Here is a 25,142-nt window from a genome sequence, read left to right on the forward strand (position 1 = left end):
TAAACGGTTACAGTAAATCAAACATAGCACATACTTTTTGTACGATAAATGGTAACCTGCCTGTTATGTTTGGACATCACTACTCTGCAGTTACCTTTATGACCTCAGTAAAACAGTTTCTGCCAGCACTCCTGATATGTGTTCTTGTATTTGCCGGTACGGGGCTTGCCCAGCAACCTGTGGATTTCGCGGTTGCCGTTACGGCCTCGGTGTCATCGCAGCCCCAACCCAGCATCACTCTTTCCTGGCCGGTAAGTAAAGGTCAGCAAACCGTTATCGTACAACGGAAGCTAAAGTCCGAAAAATCATTTCCGGATGTTGCCATTGCATCGCTGGATAGTACGGCAACGTCGTTTACCGACACTACGGTTAAAGAAGGTGTATCGTACGAATACCGGCTGGTGCGCGACATTATGCGTCAGGTAGGTGTAGATTCAATCACCGGTGCGCCGCTGTACATGCGATGCTGGGGCTTTGGATACATTAATTCCGGCATCAAGGTAATGCCAATTCTTCGGAATAGGGTCCTGATTCTGGTTGACAGTACACTGGCCGACAAGCTGCGAAGCGAGCTTAGTCAGTTTCAGCAGGACCTGATTGCAGAGGGATGGACGATTTCGCAAAAACTGGTTCCCCGCAGCGATACTTTCAGTGCAAAGGATGTACAGTACATCCGTGATGTGATTTCAGATGTGCGCACGGTGAATGGCGACCTGGAAGCTGTGGTTATTGTAGGCAGAGTTGCCGTTCCGTATGCCGGCAATCTCGCACCCGATGCACACCCAGACCACGAAGGTTCCTGGCCGGCTGACGGGATATACGGAGATGCCATTGGATTTTATACCGACAACAGAGTAAACAAGGTTAATCCGGGCAGAGCAGAGTTAACCAACATTCCCGGTGACGGCAAGTTTGATCAAAGTATATTTTCCGGTACCGTTTCCATTGCCGTTGGTCGTATAGATTTTTACAATATGCCTGAATTCAAGACAGCAGAGCTTGAATTACTCAAACAGTACTTTACCAAGAACCACAACTTCCGTGCAGGTACCATAAAGGATGTTACCGGAGGATTAATTGCAGACAATTTCGGCTCGTACGGCGAGGGGTTTGCCAGTAGCGCATGGCGTACCTTCCAACTGTACTCCGGCAGTGATGGTGTGAAGGCCGGTAAGTGGTTCAACGAATTAAAGGGTCCCCAATACACCCTGTGGGCATACGGGTGTGGCGGAGGCACATATAAGAGCGCAGGAGGTATTGGCAATACTGCTGACTTTGCCACGAGCCCGGTTTATGCAATACATACTCAACTCTTTGGCAGCTACTTTGGTGACTGGGACACACGCGACAATCTGCTGCGGGCATCAATTGCATCAAGCCCGTCTGCCCTAACCTGCGGGTGGGTTGGCAGGCCAGCCTGGTACACCCACCACATGGCATTAGGCGAAACCATCGGATACAGTGTCCGCCTGAGCCAGAACAACCAATCGGTTGTTGGCACACAGTTAGGAACCTACGTGCCGAACCTCTTCTTCACCACAGGAGGTGCCGGGATTGCGTCTGTTGGTGACCGCGGAGTACACATTGCACTCATGGGCGACCCCACGCTTAAAGCATTTGGCGGACATGTCCCGGGTGTTGTCGATGTTACCCTTGAACCCCGTTATCCCCATTTTATTGATATTGGGTGGAAGCCCACCGCAGGGGTAGATGCATACGTAATCACTCGCAGAGTAGGCATCGGTCCGTGGGAGCTGATCACGCCACAGCCCCTTACCACCAATCAGTTCACCGATTCACTCGTCAACGAAGGCGACGTGTTTTACAAGATTTACCCGTGCACGCTACGGACTACGGCCAGCGGAAGCTTTTACGATCCTGGCAAACCCACGATGCAGTCGGTTCGCACCACGGGTGTAGCGGGCGGCGAACTTCCACATACGGCATATTCCTGTACCGTTGCTCCAAATCCAGCAACAAACAATGCTGCCGTGGTTGTGAACACGGCTAACATATTACATAACGTTACTGTTACGATAATCAACGAACTGGGAATCGAGGTAAGCACCATCAGGTGTGGTGATCTTGATCAGGGCGTACAAACAATCGAATTACCCGTCAGTAACCTTGTTTCCGGACGGTATACCATTTGTATTCGCAGTGCAGGCACCGTGCAGTGTAAGCCTATGATCGTGATGCATTAACAAACCGCCACACAACATACACCGGTATCCCGGTTGCCACGATAATCAATCCCGGGAAGGTATAGTCAGGTTTGAACTGCAGGAGTGCACCGCAAATTGCCAATGCGGTTATCACGTACAATGCGGGAAGAACCGGATAGCCAAATGCCTTAACCGGTCTGGGAGTGTCGGGCTGTGTTTTTCGAAGACGGAAGATGCCAAGAATGGTGAGAACATAGAATATGAGGACGGCGAATACAACGTAGTCCAGCAACTGTCCATAGCTACCCGACAAACACAGCAGGCTAGCCCACACGCACTGAATCCACAGTGCCTTGGCCGGGACACCGGCCTTATTCAGCGATGCTGCTCCCTTGAAGAACAAAGCATCCGAGGCCATTGCCCAATACGCACGTGCTCCGGCAAGGATTAAGCCATTATTGCATCCGAATGTGCTAACGATAATGAGCAATGCCATAATAACGGCGCCACTCTGACCAAAAATGGAATTTGCCGCAGCCGTCCCCACACGATCAAACTCGGCTGTTGCCATTGACGGGGCATCTGCGGATGAAAACGGCAGTACGTTCAGATATGCAACGTTCATCGCAAGGTACATCAGCGTAACGATCAGCACACCAAAAAACAGTCCCTTTGGAATTGCGCGCTCCGGTTGTTTTACCTCGGCAGCAATAAAGGTGATATTGTTCCATGCGTCACTGCTAAAAATCGATCCTACCATTGCCACTGCAATCATTGGCAAGAGCGTCATGAAGGAGATGGATGGAAGGGGCTGTGACATGTTTTGTCCCCACAGCGAACCAAGCAGAATTCCCGTAAGAGCCAGCAGGACAACGGCTAGAATTTTCGTACTCGTAAAAATCCGCTGTACCCACTTGCCCACATCAACGCCCTGGGTATTAAGAAACGTTAGGATAACAATACAGGCAATTGCAACACAGTGGGCAGCACTAAGGTTTACGGTAAAGAGGCCTCCCGCCGAAAACGACGACAGTACAACATTCTCGCCCAGGCCCGGTACCAGCACCGCCAGAAACTTTGCGAATGCCATTGCCACTGCAGCAATTGTACCCGTTTGAATAACAGTAAACAACGTCCAGCCATACAGGAATCCTGCCAGCGGTCCGAACGATTCCCGTAGGTACACGTATTGTCCACCCGCCCTTGGCATCATCCCTGCCAGTTCGCCATAACTAAGTGCAGCGATCAGGGTAAGTACCCCCGTAATCACCCATACAAGCAGTAACAGGAGCGGGTGTTGCACCTGTCGTGCGATATCGGCGCTGACAATAAAAATGCCGGATCCGATCATCGAGCCGGCTACCACCAATGTAGCGTCCCACGTGCTTAGAGTTCGTTTATACATTATGTTACCGTATGAAGTGGGCCCAGACTACATACACAAGGAAGGCGGCGCTGCATACAGCCGTCACATTTCGAACCACCGGCAGCATTGCCCATGTTTTTCCCTGATTAACCTTGCTGTGATTGATACCGTAGAAGAAGTAAATCAGAACTCCAACTGCAAGCCACGCAATGAGTCTTTCCCACGTTGGCCCCGGCAAGGGTACCATTTGAGCCAGACACACCAGGATGCCGCCGATAGGTACGTACGGAACCAGGGGTGTTTTAAACGGCCGTTCGATATGGGGATGTGTTTTACGCAGGACCAGTACCGCTGCGCATACCATCACAAAGGCAAGCAGGGTACCAATTGAAACTAATTCTGACAGGACGTTAATTGGGAAGATACCAGAGATCACCAAGGCAACAGACCCTGTAACAATCGTGGATATCACCGGTGTTTTAAACTGTGGATGAACCTTGCTAAACACCTTGGGCAGTAATCCATCGCGCGACATCGAGTAGAAAATTCTGGGCTGCCCCATGAGCATCACCAGAATAACTGAGCTCAAACCGGCAATCGCACCCAGTTTAACCAGTGGCGACAGCCAGCCAAGAGCCGGCGTACCATCCGGGCGCATCGTTGCATCTACGGCTACTGCCATCGGATCAGGCACGTTTAACTCGGTGTAAGGTACCACACCCGTCAGTACAAGTGACACCAGGATGTATAGCACTGTACAGATTGCCAGTGAGGCAAGAATGCCTATCGGCATGTCGCGTTGCGGGTTTTTGGCCTCTTGCGCGGCGGTACTTACGGCATCAAAACCAATGTAGGCAAAAAAGATTACACCGGCAGCACGGAAAATACCGCTCCAGCCAAAAATCCCGAACTCACCCGTATTCTCGGGAATAAAGTTCGACCAATTGTCGGGATTAACATACTGAAAACCAAAAATGATGAAGAGCAGGATTACTGCGATTTTAATAAATACGATGATGTTATTAAATGTAGCCGATTCTTTGATGCCTCTGATAAGAATGAGCGTAATCAATCCAACAATAAACATTGCGGGAAGATTCATCAGCGACTCAGTTGTTGAAAACCCGGTTGCGGGATCAAAAGAAAATGGTGCCGCACGAATCGCATCAGGGATATGAATATGCAGGTTTTTCTCAAAGAAGCTTACCACATAGCCACTCCATGCTACGGCAACTGTGGACGATGCAAACAGGTATTCAATAATTAAATCCCAGCCGATGATCCACGCAAACAACTCGCCGATTGTTGCGTACGAATAGGTGTAGGCACTCCCGGCAATCGGAAGCATCGAAGCAAACTCAGCGTAGCAAAGTCCGGCAAACCCGCATGCAATAGCCGAAATAATAAACGAAATCACGAGTGCCGGCCCGGCATACTGCGCTGCAGCCACGCCGGTAATCGAAAAGATGCCGGCGCCAATAATTGCTCCTACACCCAGCGATGTAAGATTTAGCGGACCAAGAGTTCTGCGAAGGTTCGAACCCGAGCCGGCCTCAACCTTAAGTCCCTCAATACTCTTCTTCGTAAAAAGCATGTATCCTCCAATCTTCGATGAAGAGCAAAGATAGTTGTCAGAAGTGCACCAGTACACGAATTCGCATTCCGATATGACCTATTTTTGCATGTATTTTTTTTTTACCTACACCAAAGGATGATATCATGGCATTATCAGTCGGTGCTAAAGCACCCGATTTTACCCTCTACAACACCCACAAGGAACCGGTTTCACTACAGTCATTCGCAGGGAAGCGTGTATTGCTGGCCTTCTTTCCGGCAGCGTTTACCGGCGTATGCAAGGCAGAACTTTGCTCATTTCAGAGATCGCTGCAACGGCTGAACACCGCGGGGATTCAGGTTATTGCTATTGCAGCCGACCTGCCATTCTCGAATGCAGCGTTCGCCGCTGAGAATGGTTTAACATTCCCGGTGCTCAGCGACTGGTCTTTAAGCACTATTAAAGCTTATGATGTTGAATGGCCCAACTTTGCGGGTATCGAAGGGCTTACGCGTAGCGCCCGTGCAACATTCGTGATTGACGCAAACGGCATCATTGAGTTTGTGGATGTGACCGAAAACCCTGGTATTGAGCCAAACTACGATGCGATTTTTGCGGCTGCGGGATTATAAGTATCAGGTGGATTCCACCTGCTCACTGCACGGCTGGCTAATTACATGGACAGGTTAGCCAAAAACACAAACCGCCTGCTAACTGCAGGCGGTTTTTTTTCCTACCATAGGCCTCTTTATGCTGCATGCCTTACGCGGTAGGTATCTAGGTTTTGGATCTGTCGGTTGTCGGCTTACGAGGCCGTCCGTAGCGCCGTTCTGACTTCTTCTTCATCCCCAGACGGGTAATTTCGTCCGAGTCGTCGCCATACTGCGCCAAAACCTGTCGTTTGGCCCCAAGAACCAGTTCATGAAGCTGTGATTCCAGCTTAATTGCTTCTTCACGAGCCTTGGTAACTTGTTCCAGAGCTAGTTGTTCGGCTTTAAAAGCCTCATCCATACTTCGCAATGCTTCACCAAGCCGGTCCGCCGTAAAATCGCTGTTTGACGGGTTGTAATCAGTCAATGCAAGGACAGCCGCCACAATTTGGCGGTCCTTCTTCAAAACCCGCTGTGATACACGAGCAATTTTTTTTACGGCCATAGCTGTGGTTTCCCCAAAGCATAGCAAAGTAACTTATGCTGCATGCCTTACCTCTTTCGTGGCGCTGGCATTTACTACAGCACAAACATAGGACAATTTTCCCAACATTGAATCAGGTTTTTATGTGTTTTATGCAATATTTTTCAACAGGTGATTGAATATCGCTACAGTTTTAGTCAAAACAGAGCTATCGGAACTGAATTTTGGATCAGCCTGAATTGCTATTGTTGTCGGCCAAATGAATTACGACACAGATGTACATAGCAGTTCTCTGTCATATTTAACATTCCCCGCACGTGCATCAACCTCTGCACGGTATCCCACACAGGCCAGCAACGGTTGGTCTTGGTGTTTCCCAAAATTGAGGCCGTTTAAGCAGGTAGGGGGCTAACGCAGACGCAAAAAAAAAACCACCCGGCGGGTGGTTTTACTGTGCGTGTTCTACGTGTTATTTCTTTTTATCCTGCTCAGCCTTCACTGCATCTTGCAGTGACTGGACAATCTCGCGCCATTTTTCTGCCTCAGCCCCTTTTAATGAGCCTCGTTGCATAAGGGTAAAGAGGTTCTGGGCTTGATCCAGGCGCATTTCTACCGACACGACATCCTCGTCCTTCTTACTTGCCTTGGTTGCCGCTTCGCTGGCATCCATCAGGACCTTGCGTGTATCAAGGTAAGCGTCCACTTCCGTGCCGCGGAGTTCAACGCCCTGAATAAAGTTGGCAACTGCTTTTACATCAGCAAGTTTCATTTTGGGCTTAATGGTAACCGGTTGTTGTGGTGCCGGAGCCAGTGAAGCCGACGGATTGCTTTGCGCCGAAGCAACTGTTACTGAAACAGCCGCAACCAGTAGCAGCATAAGTATACGAATCGGTGTCTTAAACATATTCTCCTCGAGACTATGATGTTAATAAAAAAAATGAATGTTTACCGTTTATCCGCCAATGTGCGCTTTATAGTCATCAGCGCTCATCAGTGTGTCAATTTCCGAAGGGTTTGATAACTCAATTTTAACCAACCAGCCGTTACCGTAAGGCTCGCTGTTAACAACCTCCGGTGAATCATTGACGTTATTTACTTCAACTATTGTACCACTCAGTGGTGCATACAAATCTGCAACCGTTTTTACTGCTTCGATCGACCCGAATGTATCGCCCTTTGAGAGGGTGGCATTGGCATCGACAATGTCAACGTAAACAACATCACCCAGTTCACTGGCAGCATGCTCCGTGATACCTACAGTTGCCACCGTCCCGTCCACGCTTACCCATTCGTGATCTGCGGTGTATTTAAGGTTAGATGGAAATTCCATTATTATACCTTCCAGTCATGTGTGTCTAAATATTTTGTATCGAACGTTCCGGCAATAAAATCCCTGTTATCCATCATTTTCCGATGGAACGGAATCGTTGTATGAATTCCCTCGATGACGAACTCGTCCAGAGCTCTGCGCATTTTAGCGATAGCCTCCGGTCGTGATGGTGCAAACACAATGAGTTTGGCCACCATCGAATCGTAGTACGGCGGGATTTGATAGCCTTGGTAAATATGCGAATCAACCCTCACGCCCGGGCCTCCCGGAAAGTTCAGGGCTTCGATTCGTCCGGGTGACGGACGAAAATCGTGAAACGGATCTTCTGCATTGATTCGGCACTCAATACTGTGCAGGTGGGGGTCACGTTGTTGTAATGACAACCGTTCGCCGCTGGCAACACGCAGTTGCTCCTGAATCAGATCGGCGCCAATGCTCATTTCCGTTACCGGATGCTCTACCTGAATCCGGGTATTCATTTCCATGAAGTAGAAGTTGCGATGTTTATCTACCAGGAATTCAATCGTACCCGCACCCACGTACTCCACAGTCCTGGCTCCCAGCACAGCAGCATCGCCCATTGCTTTCCGAAGTTCAGGCGTCATGATTGGTGAAGGGGCTTCTTCGATAAGCTTCTGGTGACGTCGCTGTATTGAACACTCGCGTTCGTTCAGATGAACAACAGTACCGTGCGTATCGGCGAAGACCTGAATTTCAATGTGTCTGGGCTCTTCGATAAATTTTTCAACGTACACATCGCCATTGCCAAAGGCCGATTCGGCCTCGCCGCGTGCCGTAGAATATGCGCGCTCGATTTCCGACTCGCTTTCAACATAACGCATCCCCTTGCCACCGCCCCCTGCCACAGCTTTTAGCATAACCGGATAACCGATGTCGGCTGCTACCCGTTTTGCATCATCAATTGTTTTTACCACGCCGTCAGAGCCCGGTACAACGGGTACTCCGGCAGCACGCATGGTTTCCTTGGCCACGCTCTTGTTGCCCATTCTGGCAATCGCTTGTGCAGAGGGCCCGACAAAGGTAAGATTACTTTCATGGCAGATCTCGGCAAAGGTTTCGTTCTCAGCCAGAAAGCCGTAGCCGGGATGGATTGCATCGGCATTAGTGACTTCGGCCGCTGCGATGATTGACGGGATATTAAGGTACGATAGTTTTCCCTGGGGAGGGCCAATACAAACCGCTTCATCGGCAAACCGAACATGCAGCGACGTTCTATCAGCCTCGCTGTACACTGCTACGGTACGAATACCAAGCTCGCGGGCAGCCCGAATGATTCTCAGGGCTATTTCACCCCGATTTGCGATGAGAAGTTTGGATATCATCGCGTTTGTTATTAATCCGGCTTAATGATGAACAACGGTTGATTGTATTCTACGGGCTGACTATTGTCAACAAGTATTTTAATGATCGTGCCAGCCAGGTTGCTCTCGATTTCATTCATAAGCTTCATGGCTTCGATGATACATAACGTATCCCCCACCGCAACACGCTGCCCAACAACCACAAACGGATCGGCATCGGGTGCGGGTGAACGGTAGAACGTTCCCACGATGGGCGAAAACACTGTGTTAGCCGAGTGATCGGCTTCTGCCGGAGCCGACTTTTGTTCCGGCGGAGCAGACGCAGGCTGCTGCAACGGTGCAGCTTGAACCTGTGATGCTTGTACCGGCACCTGAGTAACCACCTGCACGGGTTGCGGTTGCTGGCTGGTTCGTGCCAGCTGCACCTTTATCCCCTCTTCTTCGATAGAGAGCTCAGAAAGTGTACTGTCATCAAAAATCTTCAGTAGTCGCTTCAGGTAATTTAAGTCCATGTTTTCCTCCGCCCGTTCAGGTGAAATGGTGTTCGGTGCTTACTCTTTTACGCGGTCCAGATACGCACCGGTTGCTGTGTCAACCCGGATCATATCACCTTCGTTAATGAATAACGGCACACTAACAGATGCCCCGGTTTCCAGGGTGGCCGGTTTTAACACGTTGGTGGCTGTATCACCGCGGACACCGGGCTCGGTATGCTCAACGCGCAGAGCCACGTGCTGTGGGATGTTCATGGTAACAACGTTCCCTTCTTCATCACGTCCGATTTGTACCTCTGTACCTTCCTTCAGGAAGCGGGCTGCATCGCCAACGATATCTGCAGCAACCGGTATCTGGTCATAGGTGTTGGTATCCATGAATGTAAACAGATCGGCATCTCGGTAGAGATACTGGAAATTGTTGGTTTCCACGCGAACAAATTCAATTGTTTCACCGCTGCGGAAACGTTCTTCCTTGAGTTTGCCGGACTTGATCACTCGCATCTTCACCTGATAGAACGCCCGCAAGTTTCCCGGGGTTCGGTGGATGCTTTCCAGTACGACGCAGAGCTCACCCTGAAATCTGATTACCGCACCTACTCGTAAATCTGCTGTTGTTGCCATTCATGCCCTTTGTTGTATTACAATCCTGAGGTCCCGACCGGATTCGAACCGATGTACAAGCTTTTGCAGAGCTCTGTATAGCCACTCTACCACGGGACCAAGAAAGGCAAATATAGGATAACCGGAATAAAAAGGGCTTGCTGATGGATGAAGCAAGCCCGCGACTGCATTCTAAAATTCTGGTAGCACCGAGTGCCACCCGGAACTAAACCTTGGTGACAACCAGATATACGCTGCCAACATACCGTTTACCCTTAGCCCCCTTCTTCAGCGGCGGTGGGTTAATGGGGTCAGTGGTGCCAACCTGGCGGACGGTGACTCGTCCGCCCGAAACACCGGAGCGTTCAATAAACGTTTTCAGCGTGTTCCCACGGGTAAGGCTCATCGTCCTGGCTGCGTCAGCCGATCCTTCTTCATCGGCATAGCATACAATTTCAACGTTTACGTTTGGGTTCATGGCCAGCATTTTTGCTACCGTTTCCAGCTCATCCTCGGTACCGTCTTTTAAATCACCCTTACGAAAATCAAAGGGGATGGGAAGCAAGGAAAGTTTCTTGCCAACCTCAAGAGGTCTGACCACGATGTCTTTTGAAATTTCGGCATACTTTGATGTCTGCGGCACAGTCACTGCGTAGTCCTGTTTAAAAAACCGCGGGTCTTCAACACGAATGGTGTAGGATGATCCCGGTTTCAGTCCGGTAACCAGGAAGCCGTCGGCAACATTGGCGCGGCTGCTTTGCCCAACTTTCTTGCCATTACTATCGTACAGGCTATATGCAGCATCCACCGGCATCAGGGTGTTGCTGTTAAGGATATACCCTGTAACGGTCACTACCGTCCCAATGGCACTTTGTGCACTCATCATACTAAAACTGCACAGCAACCCTACGATGGCTGCAACCACTTTTTTCCCCATCATATTTCCCTCACCTCGAGCGATTAGTTTGATTACAACGTTTTTCATAATTAACGAGCTCCCTTGGAATTAGGGGTTGATCTTCCGGTTTGCGAATTCTGCTCTACCAGGAACCGTACGGATCCGTCGGCACAGCCTAAAACAAGGATTTCTGCGTTACTGGTAAGGTCAACCGACCATACTTCCACGCCAACATCCTGTGTGAACAGGCATTCACCGGTTTCAATGTTCCAGAGTTTGACCTTTTTATCAAGGCTTGCGCTCACCAGCGTTTTATTGTCCTCGGCAAACGATACATCCTGCACAAGTTCGGTGTGTGCATTAATAGTGCGGACCAACTCTCCTGAGGGCATACTCCAGATTTTTATGACTCCGTTCTGGTCAGCCGAAGCAAGGTATTTAGAGTCGAAACTATACAATACCGTGAGCACAGGTGCCTGGTGACCATGCAGCACCATAAGTGCATCTTTTTTACGGATGTCGGTAGACCAGATCATGATTGTCCTGTCATCCGAACACGATGCCAGGTACTTACCGTCATAACTGTAAGCAATATTATTGGTCTGCATCGAGTGTCCACGATACGTTTTAACTTCGATCCCAAGGTCAGCATCCCACAGTTTCACAGTTTTATCAAATGATGTACTGGCAACAAGGTGGCTTCCTTCCACGGGGTCCCAGTACACACCGATGACTTCGGCTGAATGGCCGCGGAGTACACTCTTTTGTTTCCCGCTGGGTAAATCCCAGATACGAATGGTAAGATCGCTCGACCCGCTCACCAGAGAATTGCCATCCGTACTAAACGATACGTTGTTTACCTGTGCAGTGTGGCCGGTAAGGGTTTTCAGTAGCGCTCCATCGGGCAGCGACCATAGTTTAATGGTTTCGTCCAGCCCGCAGGTTGCAACCATGGTATTTGCATTGTTTACGAATACGCCCAGTACTTCATCGGCATGCTGGCCAATGGTGCGCATCGAATAATTCCTCTGCGCCTGTACCATTCCGGTTGCTGCAAGTATTGCAGCAAGGAAGACAACTAGCCCATTACGAGTCATGTAGATATCCCTTATGTATGATGTTTCTGTTACTCAATCTCAGTTTTCGCTGTATTTCCAGTGTTATTAGTTTTCCTGAGTTTTGTTGCCAGTTCACGCAGCTCTGCAGCAACGGTACCGGCAACGATTTTAATACGATCTAAATTTTCTGCTCCTTCGTCTAAAGCCCCCTGCTCCTGTCTGTTAAACGCCTCTTCTGCAAGCTCATCGGCGGTGTAATGCCTCAGATGTTCCTTGGCACCGGCAACGGTGTAGCGTTTTTCACGAAGCAATTTCTTGATCGTGGTTAAGACTGCCAAATCTTTGCTCGTGTACACACGGTTTCCGGCTCGGTTCTTTTGCGGACGTAGCTGTGAAAACTCACGTTCCCAATACCGTAATACGTGCTGCTCCTCGTCCAGCATCTTGCTAACTTCGGTAATTGAGTAATACAAACGCTCTATTCCAGCTTTCATAAGTGCGAATTATACGAAAAAACCAGCCTCGTTAGGTGTTTTCCAGTGTCTTTTGTTTTCTGCCATACACTCCGGCATGTGATGAAATGTTCAGCAAAATGCCGACGGCTATGGTTGAAAACAGTACACTCGACCCTCCGTAACTGATAAACGGCATGGGCAATCCGGTGGTTGGCAGCAACCCGCAGGTAACGCCGGCATTCACGAATGCATACAGTGCAAGCGTGGTTGTAATGCCGCCGGCAAGTAGTCGGCCAAAGGTATCCGGTGCCTCACGCACGGTTGTAAATCCTCTCCACGTAATAACGATAAAACACAGTAAGAGTAAAACTACGCCAATATATCCATACTCTTCACCAACAATACTAAAAATAAAGTCACCGTACGATTCCGGCAGAAACCAGTCACGCTGCCGACTTTGTCCGGGGCCCACACCGGTAATCCCCCCGTTTCCAAATGCAATGAGGGCCTGATCCAGCTGGTAGCCTACGGCTTCGTCGGCACTTTCAGTGCCAAGGTATGATTGCAGCCTACGAATCCGGTAGTCGGCGCTTACCGCAAAAACCCCCATTCCTACGACCAGTACGCCGGCCAGAACCATGAGGTGAAGGGGCTTAATGTTGGCCAGGAACATCATAACCATGACGATAAGCAGGATAACCGCCATGGTTGACATGTTGGGCTGCATTCCGATTAAAAGGCATACGGGCAGCGTCCACAATACCACGGGTGCCAGTGAATTCCGCCAGTGTTCGGTGCGAAGATTGTTTTTTGAGAGGAGGACGGCCACCTGCATGACCAGGGCGTACTTGGCAAGTTCCGACGGCTGGAAGTTTAACGGGCCAAGGTGTATCCATCGCGATGCTCCCTTGATTTCGGCTCCGGTGAGAAGAACCAGGAATAAAAATCCAATACTGATCAGCAGGAGGATTGTTGCGTTGCGGTACCAAAACCGGTAGTCGATTTTGGAGACGCCAATCATGGTCACAATACCTGCCAGTACCCGGATGGCATGGTTCCAGAACATCTGTTCCGATGATCCATATTTAACGGCCGCAAAGGTGGAGCTGGCGCTGTACACAAAGGCAACGCTGAACATCAGGAGTGCCGCCACGGGCAGCAGGATCAGCCAGTCTATCTTTCCGGGTTTCGTGGTCTCTGTCATGCTGCCATGGGTGGTAATTCAATTGCAAATGTAGTACCCCCGCCGGGCTGAGATTCTTTTACATACAGCCGGCCATGGTGGTATTCCTCGATAATACGCTTGGAAAGCGAGAGCCCAAGCCCCCAGCCGCGGTGCTTGGTGGTAAAGCCGGGTTTGAAGATTTTTTTCCGGATGCCGGCCGACATTCCCTTGCCGTTATCGGTAACCAGAATCAGCGTGTTCGCATTGCTTTTCGAGGTTACGGTGATGGTGATGATGCCGTCCTGCTTTTCGATGGCATCAACAGCATTCCGGATCAGGTTTTCTAATACCCACCGAAAGAGCTCGGCACTCATCATGACGTTCACGTTATGCAGAAACCGGCGCTCAATCACAACCCGACGGCCAAGTGCCGGCAGCCTCGTATCAAAATACCTGCATGTTTCCTCTACGACCTTCGTTACCTCGGTGCTCTCCAGGGTTGGCTGCGATCCGATTTTTCCAAAGCGATTGGCAATTATTTTCAGTCGCTCAATGTCCTGGCCCATTTCGTTTAACGTTGTGTCCATGAGCGCTGCATCACCACAATTGCCACGCAGGATTTCTATCCACGCAAGCAGACTGGAAAGCGGTGTGCCAAGCTGATGCGCTGCCTCCTTTGCCATTCCTACCCAGATGTTGCTCTCCTCAGTCTTCCGGATTGTACTAAAGGCAACGTAACCTAACAGGATGAAGGCTCCCACAAGGGCAATCTCTACCATTGGCATGTACCGGAGGCGACTGACGATGGCACTGTTGGCAAAAAAAACTTTCTGGACAACTTCACCCTCGGGATTCGTGATCTCGTAAGGCTGGTGCTGGGTGCGCATTTCTGCAAGCATTGACCGCAGGTACTCCCGCTGCTGCTGTATCGTAAGCGAGGTGTCTACATCAACATTCAGCATGAACTGCTGAAAGGGATATACGGGTTCTTCGTTACTGGGCGTGATAATAACCGGAAAGTTGATGCTGGCGTAGGCGTTCTCCAAATAAAACAGCAGGTCTTCATCATTACTCTGCTGCACGGCACGAGCCAACAGTTTGGCGTATAGGTCAACTGTCCGAATTTCGTTGCCTACAAGCTCATCAACAATAACCTTGGTGTATAGCAGCACGCCCACCATAATCCCGAATCCAAATACGGCAAGCACTACCTTGATCTGCCACTTCGATATTGTGGCCGAGCCAAATCGAACCTGATCTGTTGCGGTATGCCGAATTTGTTTTTTTACCATTATCGCCTGGTCATAATTATCGGTGTGCTATAGTAACAATCGTTATCACCTGCATTGTTTCAGGGCAGATGGTAGGGGGCTTGGCAATGCCTGTCAATGGTATATCAGCCATTATGGGACACGGTCCAGCAGTCCGGCAAGGTGTGCGGGTAATTCAGCGTTTGGTACTGACACTTGTTCGGAGGTTTTCAGGTTTTTCACAAGAGCCACACCGGCAGCAAGTTCATCATCGCCAATGATGACGGCGCAGAGGGCCGGCATTTTATCGGCATCGCGGAACTGGGCCTTTGCCGATCGTCGCAGCACATCGGTAACCACCGTAAATCCGGCACGGCGAAGCCGCAGAGCGATAAGCTGAACGGGCAGGCGTGCGGTTTCTGACAAGGCAATGCAATACACATCGGTAGGCGGAAGAGTGGTAAAGCCCCCTTCCTGAGCTTCCAACAGCAGCATCAGCCGCTCCATGCCAACGGAAAACCCAACGGCCGGTGTAGTGCCGCCGCCAAGCATCGAAAACAACTGGTCATACCGGCCGCCACCACACACAGTGTTCTGGGCACCAAGTTGCGATGACGTAAATTCAAAGACGGTATGGCTGTAATAGTCCAGGCCTCGCACCAGCGTTTTGCACACCTCGATGGTGATGCCAGAGCTTTCAAGGATGGCGCACACGGCAGCAAAGTGGTCGGCATCGGCATCAGAGAGATAATCGAACAGAACCGGTGCATTCCGAATAATGTCCTGGTCTGCACTATCCTTACTGTCCAGAATCCTGAGTGGATTTGTTTCGAGTCTGCGACCACTATCTGCAGAGAGGTGGGTGCTGTGCCGGCGCAGGTACTGAACAAGCTCGGTACGGTATGCATGCCGGGTTTCCGCAGATCCAAGAGTGTTGATGTTAAGCTGCAGTCCCCGCACACCTGCATGCTGCATTGCATCGTGCGCCAGACAGATGATTTCGGCATCTGCTTCGGGATGAGGGCTTCCCAGCAACTCGGCTCCGAACTGATGGAACTGTCGCTGGCGCCCCTTCTGGGGACGTTCGTACCGGAACAGCGGACCCATATACCAGAGCCGGGTTGCCGGTGTATGACGAACCAGGCTGTGTTCGATACTGGCACGAACGATTGGCGCCGTCATCTCCGGACGCAGCGCAAGCCGGTCACCACCACGGTCTTCAAACACGTACATTTCCTTACCAACGATATCGGTAAACTCTCCGACCCCCCTTTGAAAAAGATCGATATGCTCCACCAGTGGCGTCCGAAACTCGTGGTAACCAAAGCCGTTTGCCGACGCAGCCAGCGCAGCTTCGGCACGTTGCCAGGCTGCCAGTTCAGCGCCGAAAACATCACGCATTCCCCGTACTGCCGATATCATATTATACCCGGTCTTCCTCGTACGAGGCAAAGAGGTCAATGACAGATTGGACGGAGGTTGCATTCCGGAGTTGCGTCCGGAATTGCTCCGTACCCACCATTCGCGAAACGCGGCTGAGCAGCCTCAGGTGTCCGCCCACATTACTTTCCGTACCCACCAGCATAAGCACAATATTCACCGGTTCGTCATCAAGTGAGTCAAAATCTACCGGTTCGGCGAGTGTTGCCATAGCGGCGATAGATGTTGTAACGGTATTGGTTTTCCCGTGCGGGAGAGCAACACCATGGCCAATACCGGTTGACATCAGTTTCTCACGATCGGTAATAACGCGGAGAAGTTCCGCCTTATTAGAAACCTTTCCCGTCAGGGCTAATGCTTCTACCAGTTGCTCCAGCACTGCCGGTTTATCGGCCGCTGTGATGCCAAGGAGTACGCACGAGGGCGAAAGAATTTCTGTTATCTTCATAGTGCAGTGTTGTTATTATCAATTTCCGTTATGCCAAGCAGTTACCAGGGCAACATAGCGTTCAAGCACCTGCTCTGCTTCATGCTGTGAATCAGCTTCGGCGGTGATGTTAAAAAACGGACCCTCAATGTCGGGTACCAACAGTATCGCGGCTGCCTCTTCATGTATCTTCACACCATCAACCAGATGCCGTTCCAGGTTCTCGCTATGCTCCATTGCCCGCCGCATCACAGTTCCCTTTGTTTCCCAGGAACACGGTACGGAGCGGAAGGCAAGGTGACGTTTGGGAAGGGTTCGGTCCAGATCGCTTAAGCTATAACCGGTTTGAGCAACCATTTCGAACAACCTGCAGGCAGAGAACATTGCGTCGGACGCAAACAGGAATTCGGGGAAGATAAATCCGCCCTGGGTTCCGCCAACAAAGAGCACGGAGGGATCACGCGTGGCGTCCATCATGCCGGCATGGGAATTACGGATACGCTGCACGCTGATGTTGTAACCCTGCGTTACCCGTTCGATTTCCTGAGTTGCCTGCACAGGTACTGCAATCGTGTACGGTTCACGGTCACGATGCGTGTCGATAAACAATTTAGTAACCATTGTTAACAGTCGCTGTGCTGAATACGTAATGCCTCGTTCATCCAACAATGCCAGACGCTCGCCTCCCGGGTCCAGCTTAATGCCTATCTCAAAACCCAGGGACTGCATGAGCCGGGCCGATTCACCCAGGCTTGCAGAGACGGGATCGGCAAAACGGGTGGCATCGATGTAATTATTGAGTGCAAGTGCCTGTATTCCAAGTTCACCCAGAATTTGTGGAAGCACGGTGGCGGCCAGACCATAGGAGTAATCTACCAGAATCTGGAACTGCTGCCTGCTGATCACATCCCGGTTTACCATGCTGAGCACACGCTGAACATACATGCCAATGGACCGCTCCGGGAATGAAAGCCTGCCCACATCCTTAGGTACGGCACGTTTAACGTCTTCGCCAAAATAGTAACGTTCTATGCTTTTTGTTTGTGACAGCGGAAGGTCTCTGCCATCCTTACCAAACATGATAATATCGGTTTTATTCGGGTCTTTCTGCGAACGCCTCACGTGGAAGCCGGCAACATACCTGCCGGTATTCATCTCCTGACGGGTCTGGGGTATCGATGTGGTCTGCAGGTCGCTCACGCTTACGCCAACGCTCATCAAACCGGCAGTGATACTGCGCTTCATGATTCGCGAGATAATGTCATTATCGCGGCTTGCAACAACAAGCGTGTCTGCTCCAAGAGCCGTTCCCAGGGCCGCCCCCAGTTTTGCACCGAATTCCGGATTCATGTCGATATTACTTGCACCCGAAATCCGTGCATTGGTAAACAGTTCCCGCGACCACCGTTCTTCGTTTACCAGCGAGCGGGTAACCACAGCCTGGCTTTCAACAATTTTCCTGGGCCACAGCTTGATGTTGCTGAGCAAGCGGGCTCCTTCGCCGATAACACATTCTTCGGCAACAAAAACATTATCCAGGAGCGAGGCTCCCGAACCAATACTTACGCCATTGCACACAACGTCATTGCTCAGTTCAGCTTCATCGCCTACAACGGTGTCGTGCCACAGCACACTGTTGATAATTCTGCTTCGCGGACCGATCACAACGTTGCTACCAAGAACAGAGTTGTAGATGTAGGCATCGTCGCCTATCGTCACATTATCACCAATCACCACCATCCCGTCCAGCCGGGCAGTGGGTGCAAGCTGAAGGTTGCTGCCGCAGGTACAACTGTCGCACTGATCTCCGGGCAGTTGGATGTGTACTTTCGACGTTAGTACATCGGTATGAGCAACCTGATATTCAGTAAGATTACCAATATCTTTCCAGTATCCCCGTGCAACATAGCCATACAGCGGCAAGCCTTTTTGTAGCATCAGCGGATACAAGTCCTTGCTGAAGTCAAATTCCGTGCGTTCCGGGATAAGGTCCAGCACATCGGGCTCCAGCAGGTAGATGCCGGTGTTAATCGTGTCGCTGAACACTTCGCCCCACGACGGTTTCTCAAGGAAGCGGGTAATCCTTCCATCATCGGCCGTCATCACGATACCGTACTGCAGCGGCTGTGGTACCCGTGTTAACACGATGGTTGCCATTGCCTTTTTTTCACGGTGAAAGGCGATGGCGGCGCCCAGATCAAAATCAGTAAGCACATCACCGGAGATAATGATGAACGGCTGTCTTAGCTTTTCCTGAGCATTCTTTACGGCACCGGCAGTTCCGTAGTCGGCTTCAGCCGTAATGTAGTCCATGGTGATTCCAAACGCGCTGCCATCCCTGAAATGACCCGTGATGCGCTCGGGCTGGAAATACAGTACGCTAAGCATATCAGTTATGCCATGCTTCTTGAGCAGGTCAACGATATGTTCCATCATTGGCTTATTAGCAAGCGGAACCATGGGCTTGGGTACCGACATCGTGAGAGGTCGTAACCGCGTTCCAAAGCCCCCTGCCATAATAACTGCTTTTTGCATAACTCGAATTTACTCTTCTTCGGTGGAACGAAGTTTTTGAAGGACGCTAAAATCTTCCAGCGTGGTCACATCGCCAAAGGCCGTACTTCCGGAAACAAGCTCGCGGAGAAGCCGGCGCATTATCTTCCCACTCCGGGTTTTTGGCAATGCATCGGTAAACCGGATATCGTCGGGCTTTGCGATATGTCCGATTTCGGCAGCTACATGATTACGCAAAACCTGTTTAAGTTCATCCAGGTTAGCCGATGCCGCATCCAGCTTCAGGGTAACAAAGGCAACCAGAGCGTTTCCTTTGATCTCGTCGGGCCGTGCCACCACGGCTGCTTCGGCAACGGCGCGATGACTCACCAGTGCGCTCTCGATTTCGGCTGTTCCCAACCGGTGTCCGCTCACGTTAACCACATCGTCAACCCGGCCGATAATCCAAATATTTCCATTATCATCAATTTTAGCACCGTCACCGGTAAAGTACCAACCCGGGTGTTCGTTTGTTTTGGGAAACTCTGACCAGTAGGTATCACGGTACCGTACGTCATCGCCGTACACCGTTCGCAGCATACTCGGCCACGGTGCCTTGATCACCAGCAGGCCCGCCTGATGCGGTTTACAGCGTTTACCGTTACGATGCACCACATCGGCCTGAATTCCGGGTAGCGGCTGTGTAGCCGTGCCGGGCACAAGTTCGCTCAGGAACGGGAGGGGGCTAATCATGATGGTACCGGTTTCGGTCTGCCACCACGTGTCGACCACCGGACATCTTCCGCCGCCAATCACGCTGTGGTACCAGCGCCATGCTTCGGGATTGATGGGCTCGCCAACGCTGCCCAGAATTCGGAGTGTTGACAAATCATGCTTTCGGGGCCAGGACTCGCCCCAGCGCATAAAAGCCCGTATTGCCGTAGGAGCTGTGTACAGGATCGTAACGCGGTGCCTTTCGATGATATCCCAAAACCTGTCGGGATTGGGGTAATTCGGAGCCCCTTCATACATCATCACGGTGGTGCCGCAGGCAAGCGGACCATACACGGTGTAGCTGTGGCCGGTAACCCAGCCAACGTCTGCAGTGCAGAAGTACACATCGGTATCGTTCACATCGAACACCATGCGCATGGTGTACTGAGCCTGGGTAAGGTATCCGCCTGTTGTATGCACAATGCCTTTGGGTTTGCCGGTGCTGCCACTGGTGTACAGGATAAACAGCGGGTGTTCGGCGGGCAGGCGTTCGGGCTTGCTTTCAAGGCTTGCGGCCTGCATCATCTCGTGCCACCAGTGGTCACGTCCCGCCTTCATGGGCACCGAGCCATCGGCTCTTTGATACACGATAACGTGTTTTACGGTAGGAACTTTTTTTAATGCTGTATCAACGGCGCTCTTCAGTGCTACGGTATCACCGCGCCTGTAGGCAATATCCTGGGTGATCATGACAACAGCACCGCTATTGTTCATCCGTTCGGCCACGGCATCGGCACTAAAGCCGCCAAACACTACATTGTGCGTAGCGCCGATGCGGGCGCAGGCAAGCATCGCCACCACAACTTCCGGGACCATACCCATGTAGATCCCCACTACCTGTCCTTTTTTAACACCCAGCGACCGCAGCACATTGGCCATTTTATTAACGTCGGCAGCCAGTTGCTGGTAGGTAAGGGTGCGTATATCACCCGGTTCACCCTCCCAGATAATTGCTGCCTTGTTCTTGCGCCAGGTAGAGAGATGCCGGTCTAAACAGTTCACGCTTGCGTTCAGGCGTCCGTCCGCAAACCACTGCGCATGCGGATATTTCCACTGCAATGTTTTGGTAAACGGAGTCTGCCACTCCAACTCACGAGCCTGACGCGCCCAAAACGCAATCGGATCACGTTTTGCGCTCCGCTGCATGGTTGCCAGTTCATCCGCCGTCATCACAGCTCCTTAACAATGGCAGAGACCTGCTTAAACTCGGGTGCCTCGGCAGTATGCATTAGCTCGAACAGGAGTGACTCTGTGGTTGTGACAATTGCGCCCTGCTGTCGCATACGCTTAATAGCAACTTTTATGTCAAGCCGGTTACGGCTGCTTACGGCATCCTGGACCACGATGGGCCGGCGTCCTTGTTCCAGAATATCCATCACGGTTTGCAACACGCACACATGCGCTTCGATACCAAAGCATATTACAAAGTGTCCATAGCTGCCTAATACTGCGCCCTGGACGTCGGGATGTGCCGTGGCGGCAAACCCCATTTTCTCCAGCGGTGTGTACTCGCCCAACGCTGCCGCCACAGGAGCAATGGTAGATCCCAGCCCCTTGCTGTATTGCTCGGTAACATAGATGGGTACCCCAAGAATCCTAAGCCCCCTGATAAGAGCAACCGTCCGCGGAATCAGAATATCGTTATGATAGATGTGCGGTATAAGCCGCTGCTGAATATCGATGGCGATGGCCATTGCATGGGTGCGATCAATGCGCATAATGCCTCCGGTGAAGACGCAAACTTATGAGATATTGCTAACAAACAACCGGCGTGCTTACTACCAGCTAACTGTTTTGGTATTTTGTGGTATCTACCCTTGTACCAAGAACACGTTTACCGATGATAAAAACACCGTTCCTGACAGCTCTGATCGTCCTTCTGTTTTCAACGTTGAACGCAGCAGCCCAGCACCATGTCTCTGTTTCACAGGCGTTTGCCACACAGCCGCCGTACTGGACCTGGATGGAGCCGTACCGAGATCAGAATGTGGAGAAGTTTTATTCAAACGGTTTCTGGTGTGTTGACCAGAAAACCGATAACAACTCCTGGGGGATCTTCTACGGCACGATTGATGTATCCAGACCGTTTAAATTTTCTGTCAGTTTGATTACCGACAGGGTGGGCCAGCCTAGTGCCGGCGGTGGTATCACGATTTCCAGCGGTGAATGGATGTACTTTTTTAAGGTCGAGATGCAGAACAAGGCATACTGGATTGGCCGCTGGAAAAGCGCAGGCAACGTTTGGGAGACACTTTCAGAACAGGGTCCGGGCAACACCTCGCCCGCTGCTCCACCGCTACGCGGACTTGGACTTACAAATACCCTTAGCGTTGAGATTGCCAACCAAACCTGTACGTTCAGCGTTAACGGAACTCCGGTTTTTTCGAAGGCCGCTACGGGTGGTCTGGCGGATCTTACCATTTCGGTGGGTGGCGTAGGGATCCTGAACTCCGGTTCTACAAGAATCCGGTTTCAGTCGTATGAACTGGATTACTATCTCGGGGAGATACCACTGGTGCATGACGCATTCAAGGGTGCCACGAAAACGTATATGGAACAGCTTCAAGGACCAGGGGCACGCTATCCCGTGATTTCTCCCAATGGCAAGCAACTGTATTTTATTAAAAATGTTGAAGGCACTAATGATGACATCTGGGTTGCAAATGCGCTGACTGACTCTACGTGGTCAGATCCGGTTAACATTGGTGCCCCGCTGAACAATACTGACCCCAATAATGTGATTTCGGTTTCACAGGATGGCAATGAGCTGTTCCTATGGGGATTGTACAATGCCAACGGAACAAGCCGGGGCGGAGGATTTTCGACTGCACAGCGCTCAGCATCCGGCTGGTCGGTACCTGTAGAGGTCAGAAATCAGCATCAGCAAAATCGATCAAGTACACGGGAGGAATGTTTAACCGCCGACAGGAAGGTGATGATTGCCGCACGCCAGATTGACGGAATGAACCATGGCGGAAAAGATCTCTATGTAAGCTTCCTTCAGAGTAACGGTGAGTACGGTCCGCTGATCAACCTTGGAACAGCCATCAACTCACCCGGGAATGAGGGCGGACCCTACCTTGCCGCCGATGGCAGAACGTTGTACTACACGTCGTCGGCAACCGGATACGGTAACGATGATATTTTCGTTTCGAAACGGCTGGATGATACGTGGACAAACTGGTCGCCCCGCGTTAATCTTGGGCCATCGATTAACACCAATGCATGGGATTCGTATTTTACTATTCACCCAAATGGTAAATATGCGTACATGAATACGACGGATGGCTTTAAGGGTGGCATTTACAGGATTACACTTCCCCAGGATCCCATCTCCAGAACCTTGCTGCCCAACCCCGTTGTTATCGTCTCCGGCAAGGTGTACGATGCAAAAACTCGACAGCCCTTATCTGTGATGATTTCGTACGAGAACCTGCGGACGTCGCAGAAAATCGGTTCTGCCATCAGTAATCCCAGGAATGGCGAATACAGCATTGTGCTCACCGGTGGTACTTCGTACGGCATTTACGCCGAGCACAGCGGTTATTTCCCGATTTCAGAAAATCTACCCATCGAATCCGTGAACGCTTTTACCGAAATCAAGAAGGACCTGTACCTTGAGCCTATCGCTGTGGGGTCTGCCATCCGGCTAAATAACCTGTTTTTCGATACGGACAAATCGGACCTTCGGTCAGAAAGCACCACCGAATTGCAACGTCTGGTACAGCTGCTTAGCACCTATCCAACGATGGCAATCAGCATTGAAGGTCATACCGATGACCGTGGTTCTGAGGCCCATAATGATAAGCTGTCCGAAGCCCGGGCACGGGCTGTGTACACATGGTTGGTAAACCACAACGTTCCTGCATCGCGGCTTTCGGCACGGGGCTTTGGCAAACGTAAACCTGTTGAGAAAGCCACGTCCGACGAGGCACGTCAGATGAACCGGCGCGTAGAGTTTAGAATCGTTTCAATGTAGTTACCACATCAGACGGGTTGTGGTGCCACTGCGAATGAGCACCGGCCTACCCGTTGGGATAACTGCGGTGTTTCGAAACCACTGCAGTGCCCCGTCCACGCCGCCACTACCACGCGTGATGCAGCGCCCAAGCATATCGAATGCCTGCCACCCTGCGGCGTCGGCATTCATATCATTGTTTAGCATCGTTTGGTCAGGTACGGTTGAAGTATGCGGACAGGCAATGGTTGTCACGAAGGTATCTTCGATAGCCCGGACCAGAGTGGCATCGTGCAATTCATGTCCAAGCCCTTCCACGATGGTCGTTGACCTGAGTGCAGCCGGATGTCCGCCCTGTTCCAGCATTCGGGTTGTTGCACACACCCCATAGATAACCGGGTAGTTATCACCAACACCAAGTGGCATTCCCCACAACCCCCTGTTTTTCTCGCAGGGCACAACCAGGTCTCCGCGCTGTTGGTAGCTACACAATGGCGGGAAAATCGGTGCATCCAGCATGTAGGGGTGCATGATGGCACCGTAGCGGTTGATAATTCCCGAAATCCGGGGGAACGGCGCAAATAGACCGGTGTCATCGAACGGACCGTCAACACCTCCAAGTGCCGGACGCTCCCATTTCTCGAACAGATAATCAACAATGCCGATGGAGTCAACTTCCTTGGGAATGCTGTCGTGTACGTCTGCAATTACCGCCTGTATCGCAAGAATGGCTCCGGCACTTTCGCCGGCAAGGATTACGCAGCTCGTATCCACGGGCACCGGGAACAATGAGCCCTGGACTGCTGCCCGCACTCCCGCGCGTATATCCTGCATCCCCCGCCAGCATGCCCGCACAATCTCGGCTGGATCAAAGGCATACGGCATAGAAAGCAGGGGCGGACTATGATAGCCAAGCCGGTACTGCAGAGACACGGCAAGGTAGCCGCGCTGTGCCCACCTCTCGCATTCGGCAGCCATCGCCTGGGGGGCGCCTGCTGCAAACGCACCGCCATGGATCCACACGATAAGTGGTAGGGGGCTCTGACTCTGCATATCCGGTTTCCACCACAATGCGTGCAACGTGTCAGCAGCACCCTTGTAGTCTGGTGCAATTCGGTAAACAACATCAAACGGTCCGGACACCTGGGCACGGATGAGTGCACTGCCGCAGACAGTTGTTATAAACAACGCAACTATTAGTTGATATCGTTGAATCATGATGTAAAAATACTATTGGAGTTTGTAAACATCCCGG

22 protein-coding genes and 1 tRNA gene are annotated in these 25,142 nt (G+C 51.2%); 3 read left to right on the forward strand and 20 right to left on the reverse strand.

Features of this window, described 5'->3' with window-relative positions; translation table 11 throughout:
- The first annotated feature begins 98 nt into the window (after window positions 1–98).
- Window positions 99–2,204, forward strand: a complete 2,106-nt coding sequence (locus tag HRU79_02915) for a T9SS type A sorting domain-containing protein (GenBank protein QOJ25653.1) — start codon at window positions 99–101, stop codon at window positions 2,202–2,204.
- Here the strand turns inward: HRU79_02915 and HRU79_02920 are convergent.
- Together HRU79_02920 and HRU79_02925 are read right to left on the reverse strand one after the other, a co-directional pair.
- Window positions 2,185–3,570, reverse strand: a complete 1,386-nt coding sequence (locus HRU79_02920) for an amino acid permease (GenBank protein QOJ25654.1) — start codon at window positions 3,568–3,570, stop codon at window positions 2,185–2,187. The two genes, HRU79_02915 and HRU79_02920, sit on opposite strands and share 20 nt — an antisense overlap.
- 4 nt (window positions 3,571–3,574) lie before the next feature.
- Window positions 3,575–5,125 (reverse strand): amino acid permease, encoded by a 1,551-nt coding sequence (locus HRU79_02925; protein QOJ25655.1) that lies wholly within the window; start codon window positions 5,123–5,125, stop codon window positions 3,575–3,577.
- Window positions 5,126–5,250: 125 nt separating this feature from the next.
- On the opposite strand from HRU79_02925, the gene HRU79_02930 reads away from it, so the two are divergent.
- The gene (locus tag HRU79_02930) at window positions 5,251–5,718 is read left to right on the forward strand and encodes a redoxin domain-containing protein (protein ID QOJ25656.1); all 468 of its coding nucleotides are present in this window, start codon (window positions 5,251–5,253) and stop codon (window positions 5,716–5,718) included.
- A 145-nt stretch (window positions 5,719–5,863) separates the two neighbouring features.
- Here the strand turns inward: HRU79_02930 and HRU79_02935 are convergent, their stop codons facing one another.
- The 17 genes from HRU79_02935 to HRU79_03015 all read right to left on the reverse strand — a co-directional run bounded on the left by HRU79_02935 (window position 5,864) and on the right by HRU79_03015 (window position 21,647).
- Window positions 5,864–6,241, reverse strand: coding sequence for a hypothetical protein (locus tag HRU79_02935; GenBank protein ID QOJ25657.1), 378 nt, complete (start codon window positions 6,239–6,241; stop codon window positions 5,864–5,866).
- A gap of 448 nt (window positions 6,242–6,689) precedes the next feature.
- Window positions 6,690–7,124: a hypothetical protein gene (locus tag HRU79_02940; protein ID QOJ25658.1), complete on the reverse strand. Its 435-nt coding sequence runs from the start codon at window positions 7,122–7,124 to the stop codon at window positions 6,690–6,692.
- A 48-nt stretch (window positions 7,125–7,172) separates the two neighbouring features.
- Window positions 7,173–7,550 (reverse strand): glycine cleavage system protein GcvH, encoded by a 378-nt coding sequence (gcvH, locus tag HRU79_02945; GenBank protein QOJ25659.1) that lies wholly within the window; start codon window positions 7,548–7,550, stop codon window positions 7,173–7,175.
- Window positions 7,551–7,552: 2 nt separating this feature from the next.
- Complete coding sequence (gene accC, locus HRU79_02950; protein ID QOJ25660.1) at window positions 7,553–8,893, reverse strand: acetyl-CoA carboxylase biotin carboxylase subunit; 1,341 nt, start codon at window positions 8,891–8,893, stop codon at window positions 7,553–7,555.
- An 11-nt stretch (window positions 8,894–8,904) separates the two neighbouring features.
- Window positions 8,905–9,384, reverse strand: coding sequence for an acetyl-CoA carboxylase biotin carboxyl carrier protein (locus HRU79_02955; protein QOJ25661.1), 480 nt, complete (start codon window positions 9,382–9,384; stop codon window positions 8,905–8,907).
- Between the two features lie 39 nt (window positions 9,385–9,423).
- Window positions 9,424–9,990 carry an elongation factor P gene (efp, locus tag HRU79_02960; GenBank protein QOJ25662.1) on the reverse strand — a complete coding sequence of 189 codons (567 nt, stop codon included), beginning with the start codon at window positions 9,988–9,990 and terminating at the stop codon, window positions 9,424–9,426.
- Window positions 9,991–10,018: 28 nt separating this feature from the next.
- Window positions 10,019–10,089: transfer RNA gene (locus HRU79_02965), tRNA-Cys, on the reverse strand.
- Window positions 10,090–10,195: 106 nt separating this feature from the next.
- A complete protein-coding gene (locus HRU79_02970; GenBank protein ID QOJ25663.1) occupies window positions 10,196–10,954 on the reverse strand; it encodes an OmpA family protein in 759 nt (252 codons plus the stop codon).
- A 2-nt stretch (window positions 10,955–10,956) separates the two neighbouring features.
- Complete coding sequence (locus HRU79_02975; GenBank protein ID QOJ25664.1) at window positions 10,957–11,964, reverse strand: WD40 repeat domain-containing protein; 1,008 nt, start codon at window positions 11,962–11,964, stop codon at window positions 10,957–10,959.
- Between the two features lie 29 nt (window positions 11,965–11,993).
- Window positions 11,994–12,419, reverse strand: a complete 426-nt coding sequence (locus HRU79_02980; GenBank protein QOJ25665.1) for a MerR family transcriptional regulator — start codon at window positions 12,417–12,419, stop codon at window positions 11,994–11,996.
- 31 nt (window positions 12,420–12,450) lie between these two features.
- Window positions 12,451–13,584, reverse strand: coding sequence for a putative lipid II flippase FtsW (gene ftsW, locus HRU79_02985; GenBank protein ID QOJ25666.1), 1,134 nt, complete (start codon window positions 13,582–13,584; stop codon window positions 12,451–12,453).
- Window positions 13,581–14,837 carry a HAMP domain-containing histidine kinase gene (locus HRU79_02990; GenBank protein ID QOJ25667.1) on the reverse strand — a complete coding sequence of 419 codons (1,257 nt, stop codon included), beginning with the start codon at window positions 14,835–14,837 and terminating at the stop codon, window positions 13,581–13,583. Before HRU79_02990 ends, ftsW begins: the two co-directional genes overlap by 4 nt.
- A gap of 111 nt (window positions 14,838–14,948) precedes the next feature.
- Window positions 14,949–16,217 (reverse strand): histidine--tRNA ligase, encoded by a 1,269-nt coding sequence (gene hisS / locus HRU79_02995; protein QOJ25668.1) that lies wholly within the window; start codon window positions 16,215–16,217, stop codon window positions 14,949–14,951.
- A 1-nt stretch (window position 16,218) separates the two neighbouring features.
- Complete coding sequence (locus HRU79_03000) at window positions 16,219–16,683, reverse strand: PTS sugar transporter subunit IIA (protein QOJ25669.1); 465 nt, start codon at window positions 16,681–16,683, stop codon at window positions 16,219–16,221.
- An 18-nt stretch (window positions 16,684–16,701) separates the two neighbouring features.
- Window positions 16,702–19,197 (reverse strand): NTP transferase domain-containing protein, encoded by a 2,496-nt coding sequence (locus HRU79_03005; GenBank protein ID QOJ25670.1) that lies wholly within the window; start codon window positions 19,195–19,197, stop codon window positions 16,702–16,704.
- Between the two features lie 9 nt (window positions 19,198–19,206).
- Entirely contained in the window at window positions 19,207–21,099 is a 1,893-nt protein-coding gene (gene acs / locus HRU79_03010) for an acetate--CoA ligase (GenBank protein ID QOJ25671.1), read from the reverse strand.
- Window positions 21,099–21,647, reverse strand: coding sequence for an isochorismatase family protein (locus tag HRU79_03015; protein QOJ25672.1), 549 nt, complete (start codon window positions 21,645–21,647; stop codon window positions 21,099–21,101). The genes acs and HRU79_03015 overlap by 1 nt, the downstream gene beginning before the upstream one ends.
- Window positions 21,648–21,769: 122 nt before the next feature.
- Here HRU79_03015 and HRU79_03020 point away from each other — a divergent pair, with 122 nt between their 5' ends.
- Window positions 21,770–23,908 (forward strand): OmpA family protein, encoded by a 2,139-nt coding sequence (locus tag HRU79_03020; GenBank protein QOJ25673.1) that lies wholly within the window; start codon window positions 21,770–21,772, stop codon window positions 23,906–23,908.
- On the opposite strand, the gene HRU79_03025 is transcribed toward HRU79_03020, so the two are convergent.
- Window positions 23,909–25,105 carry an alpha/beta hydrolase gene (locus HRU79_03025; GenBank protein ID QOJ25674.1) on the reverse strand — a complete coding sequence of 399 codons (1,197 nt, stop codon included), beginning with the start codon at window positions 25,103–25,105 and terminating at the stop codon, window positions 23,909–23,911.
- Between the last annotated feature and the right edge of the window lie 37 nt (window positions 25,106–25,142).

It is taken from the genome of Ignavibacteria bacterium, from assembly GCA_015709655.1.
Taxonomy (GTDB): domain Bacteria; phylum Bacteroidota; class Ignavibacteria; order Kapaibacteriales; family Kapaibacteriaceae; genus OLB6.

Bases quoted from the DNA above. Each gene is read 5' to 3' on its own strand.
- HRU79_03020 (QOJ25673.1), top strand. From the start codon at position 21,770: ATGATAAAAACACCGTTCCTGACAGCTCTGATCGTCCTTCTGTTTTCA.
- HRU79_02970 (QOJ25663.1), bottom strand. From the start codon at position 10,954: ATGAAAAACGTTGTAATCAAACTAATCGCTCGAGGTGAGGGAAATATG.
- hisS (QOJ25668.1), bottom strand. From the start codon at position 16,217: ATGATATCGGCAGTACGGGGAATGCGTGATGTTTTCGGCGCTGAACTG.
- HRU79_03015 (QOJ25672.1), bottom strand. From the start codon at position 21,647: ATGCGCATTGATCGCACCCATGCAATGGCCATCGCCATCGATATTCAG.
- HRU79_02990 (QOJ25667.1), bottom strand. From the start codon at position 14,837: ATGGTAAAAAAACAAATTCGGCATACCGCAACAGATCAGGTTCGATTT.
- HRU79_02925 (QOJ25655.1), bottom strand. From the start codon at position 5,125: ATGCTTTTTACGAAGAAGAGTATTGAGGGACTTAAGGTTGAGGCCGGC.
- acs (QOJ25671.1), bottom strand. From the start codon at position 21,099: ATGACGGCGGATGAACTGGCAACCATGCAGCGGAGCGCAAAACGTGAT.
- accC (QOJ25660.1), bottom strand. From the start codon at position 8,893: ATGATATCCAAACTTCTCATCGCAAATCGGGGTGAAATAGCCCTGAGA.
- HRU79_02955 (QOJ25661.1), bottom strand. From the start codon at position 9,384: ATGGACTTAAATTACCTGAAGCGACTACTGAAGATTTTTGATGACAGT.
- HRU79_02935 (QOJ25657.1), bottom strand. From the start codon at position 6,241: ATGGCCGTAAAAAAAATTGCTCGTGTATCACAGCGGGTTTTGAAGAAG.
- HRU79_02940 (QOJ25658.1), bottom strand. From the start codon at position 7,124: ATGTTTAAGACACCGATTCGTATACTTATGCTGCTACTGGTTGCGGCT.
- HRU79_03025 (QOJ25674.1), bottom strand. From the start codon at position 25,105: ATGATTCAACGATATCAACTAATAGTTGCGTTGTTTATAACAACTGTC.
- HRU79_03005 (QOJ25670.1), bottom strand. From the start codon at position 19,197: ATGCAAAAAGCAGTTATTATGGCAGGGGGCTTTGGAACGCGGTTACGA.
- efp (QOJ25662.1), bottom strand. From the start codon at position 9,990: ATGGCAACAACAGCAGATTTACGAGTAGGTGCGGTAATCAGATTTCAG.
- HRU79_02920 (QOJ25654.1), bottom strand. From the start codon at position 3,570: ATGTATAAACGAACTCTAAGCACGTGGGACGCTACATTGGTGGTAGCC.
- HRU79_02930 (QOJ25656.1), top strand. From the start codon at position 5,251: ATGGCATTATCAGTCGGTGCTAAAGCACCCGATTTTACCCTCTACAAC.
- HRU79_02980 (QOJ25665.1), bottom strand. From the start codon at position 12,419: ATGAAAGCTGGAATAGAGCGTTTGTATTACTCAATTACCGAAGTTAGC.
- HRU79_02915 (QOJ25653.1), top strand. From the start codon at position 99: ATGACCTCAGTAAAACAGTTTCTGCCAGCACTCCTGATATGTGTTCTT.
- gcvH (QOJ25659.1), bottom strand. From the start codon at position 7,550: ATGGAATTTCCATCTAACCTTAAATACACCGCAGATCACGAATGGGTA.
- ftsW (QOJ25666.1), bottom strand. From the start codon at position 13,584: ATGACAGAGACCACGAAACCCGGAAAGATAGACTGGCTGATCCTGCTG.
- HRU79_03000 (QOJ25669.1), bottom strand. From the start codon at position 16,683: ATGAAGATAACAGAAATTCTTTCGCCCTCGTGCGTACTCCTTGGCATC.
- HRU79_02975 (QOJ25664.1), bottom strand. From the start codon at position 11,964: ATGACTCGTAATGGGCTAGTTGTCTTCCTTGCTGCAATACTTGCAGCA.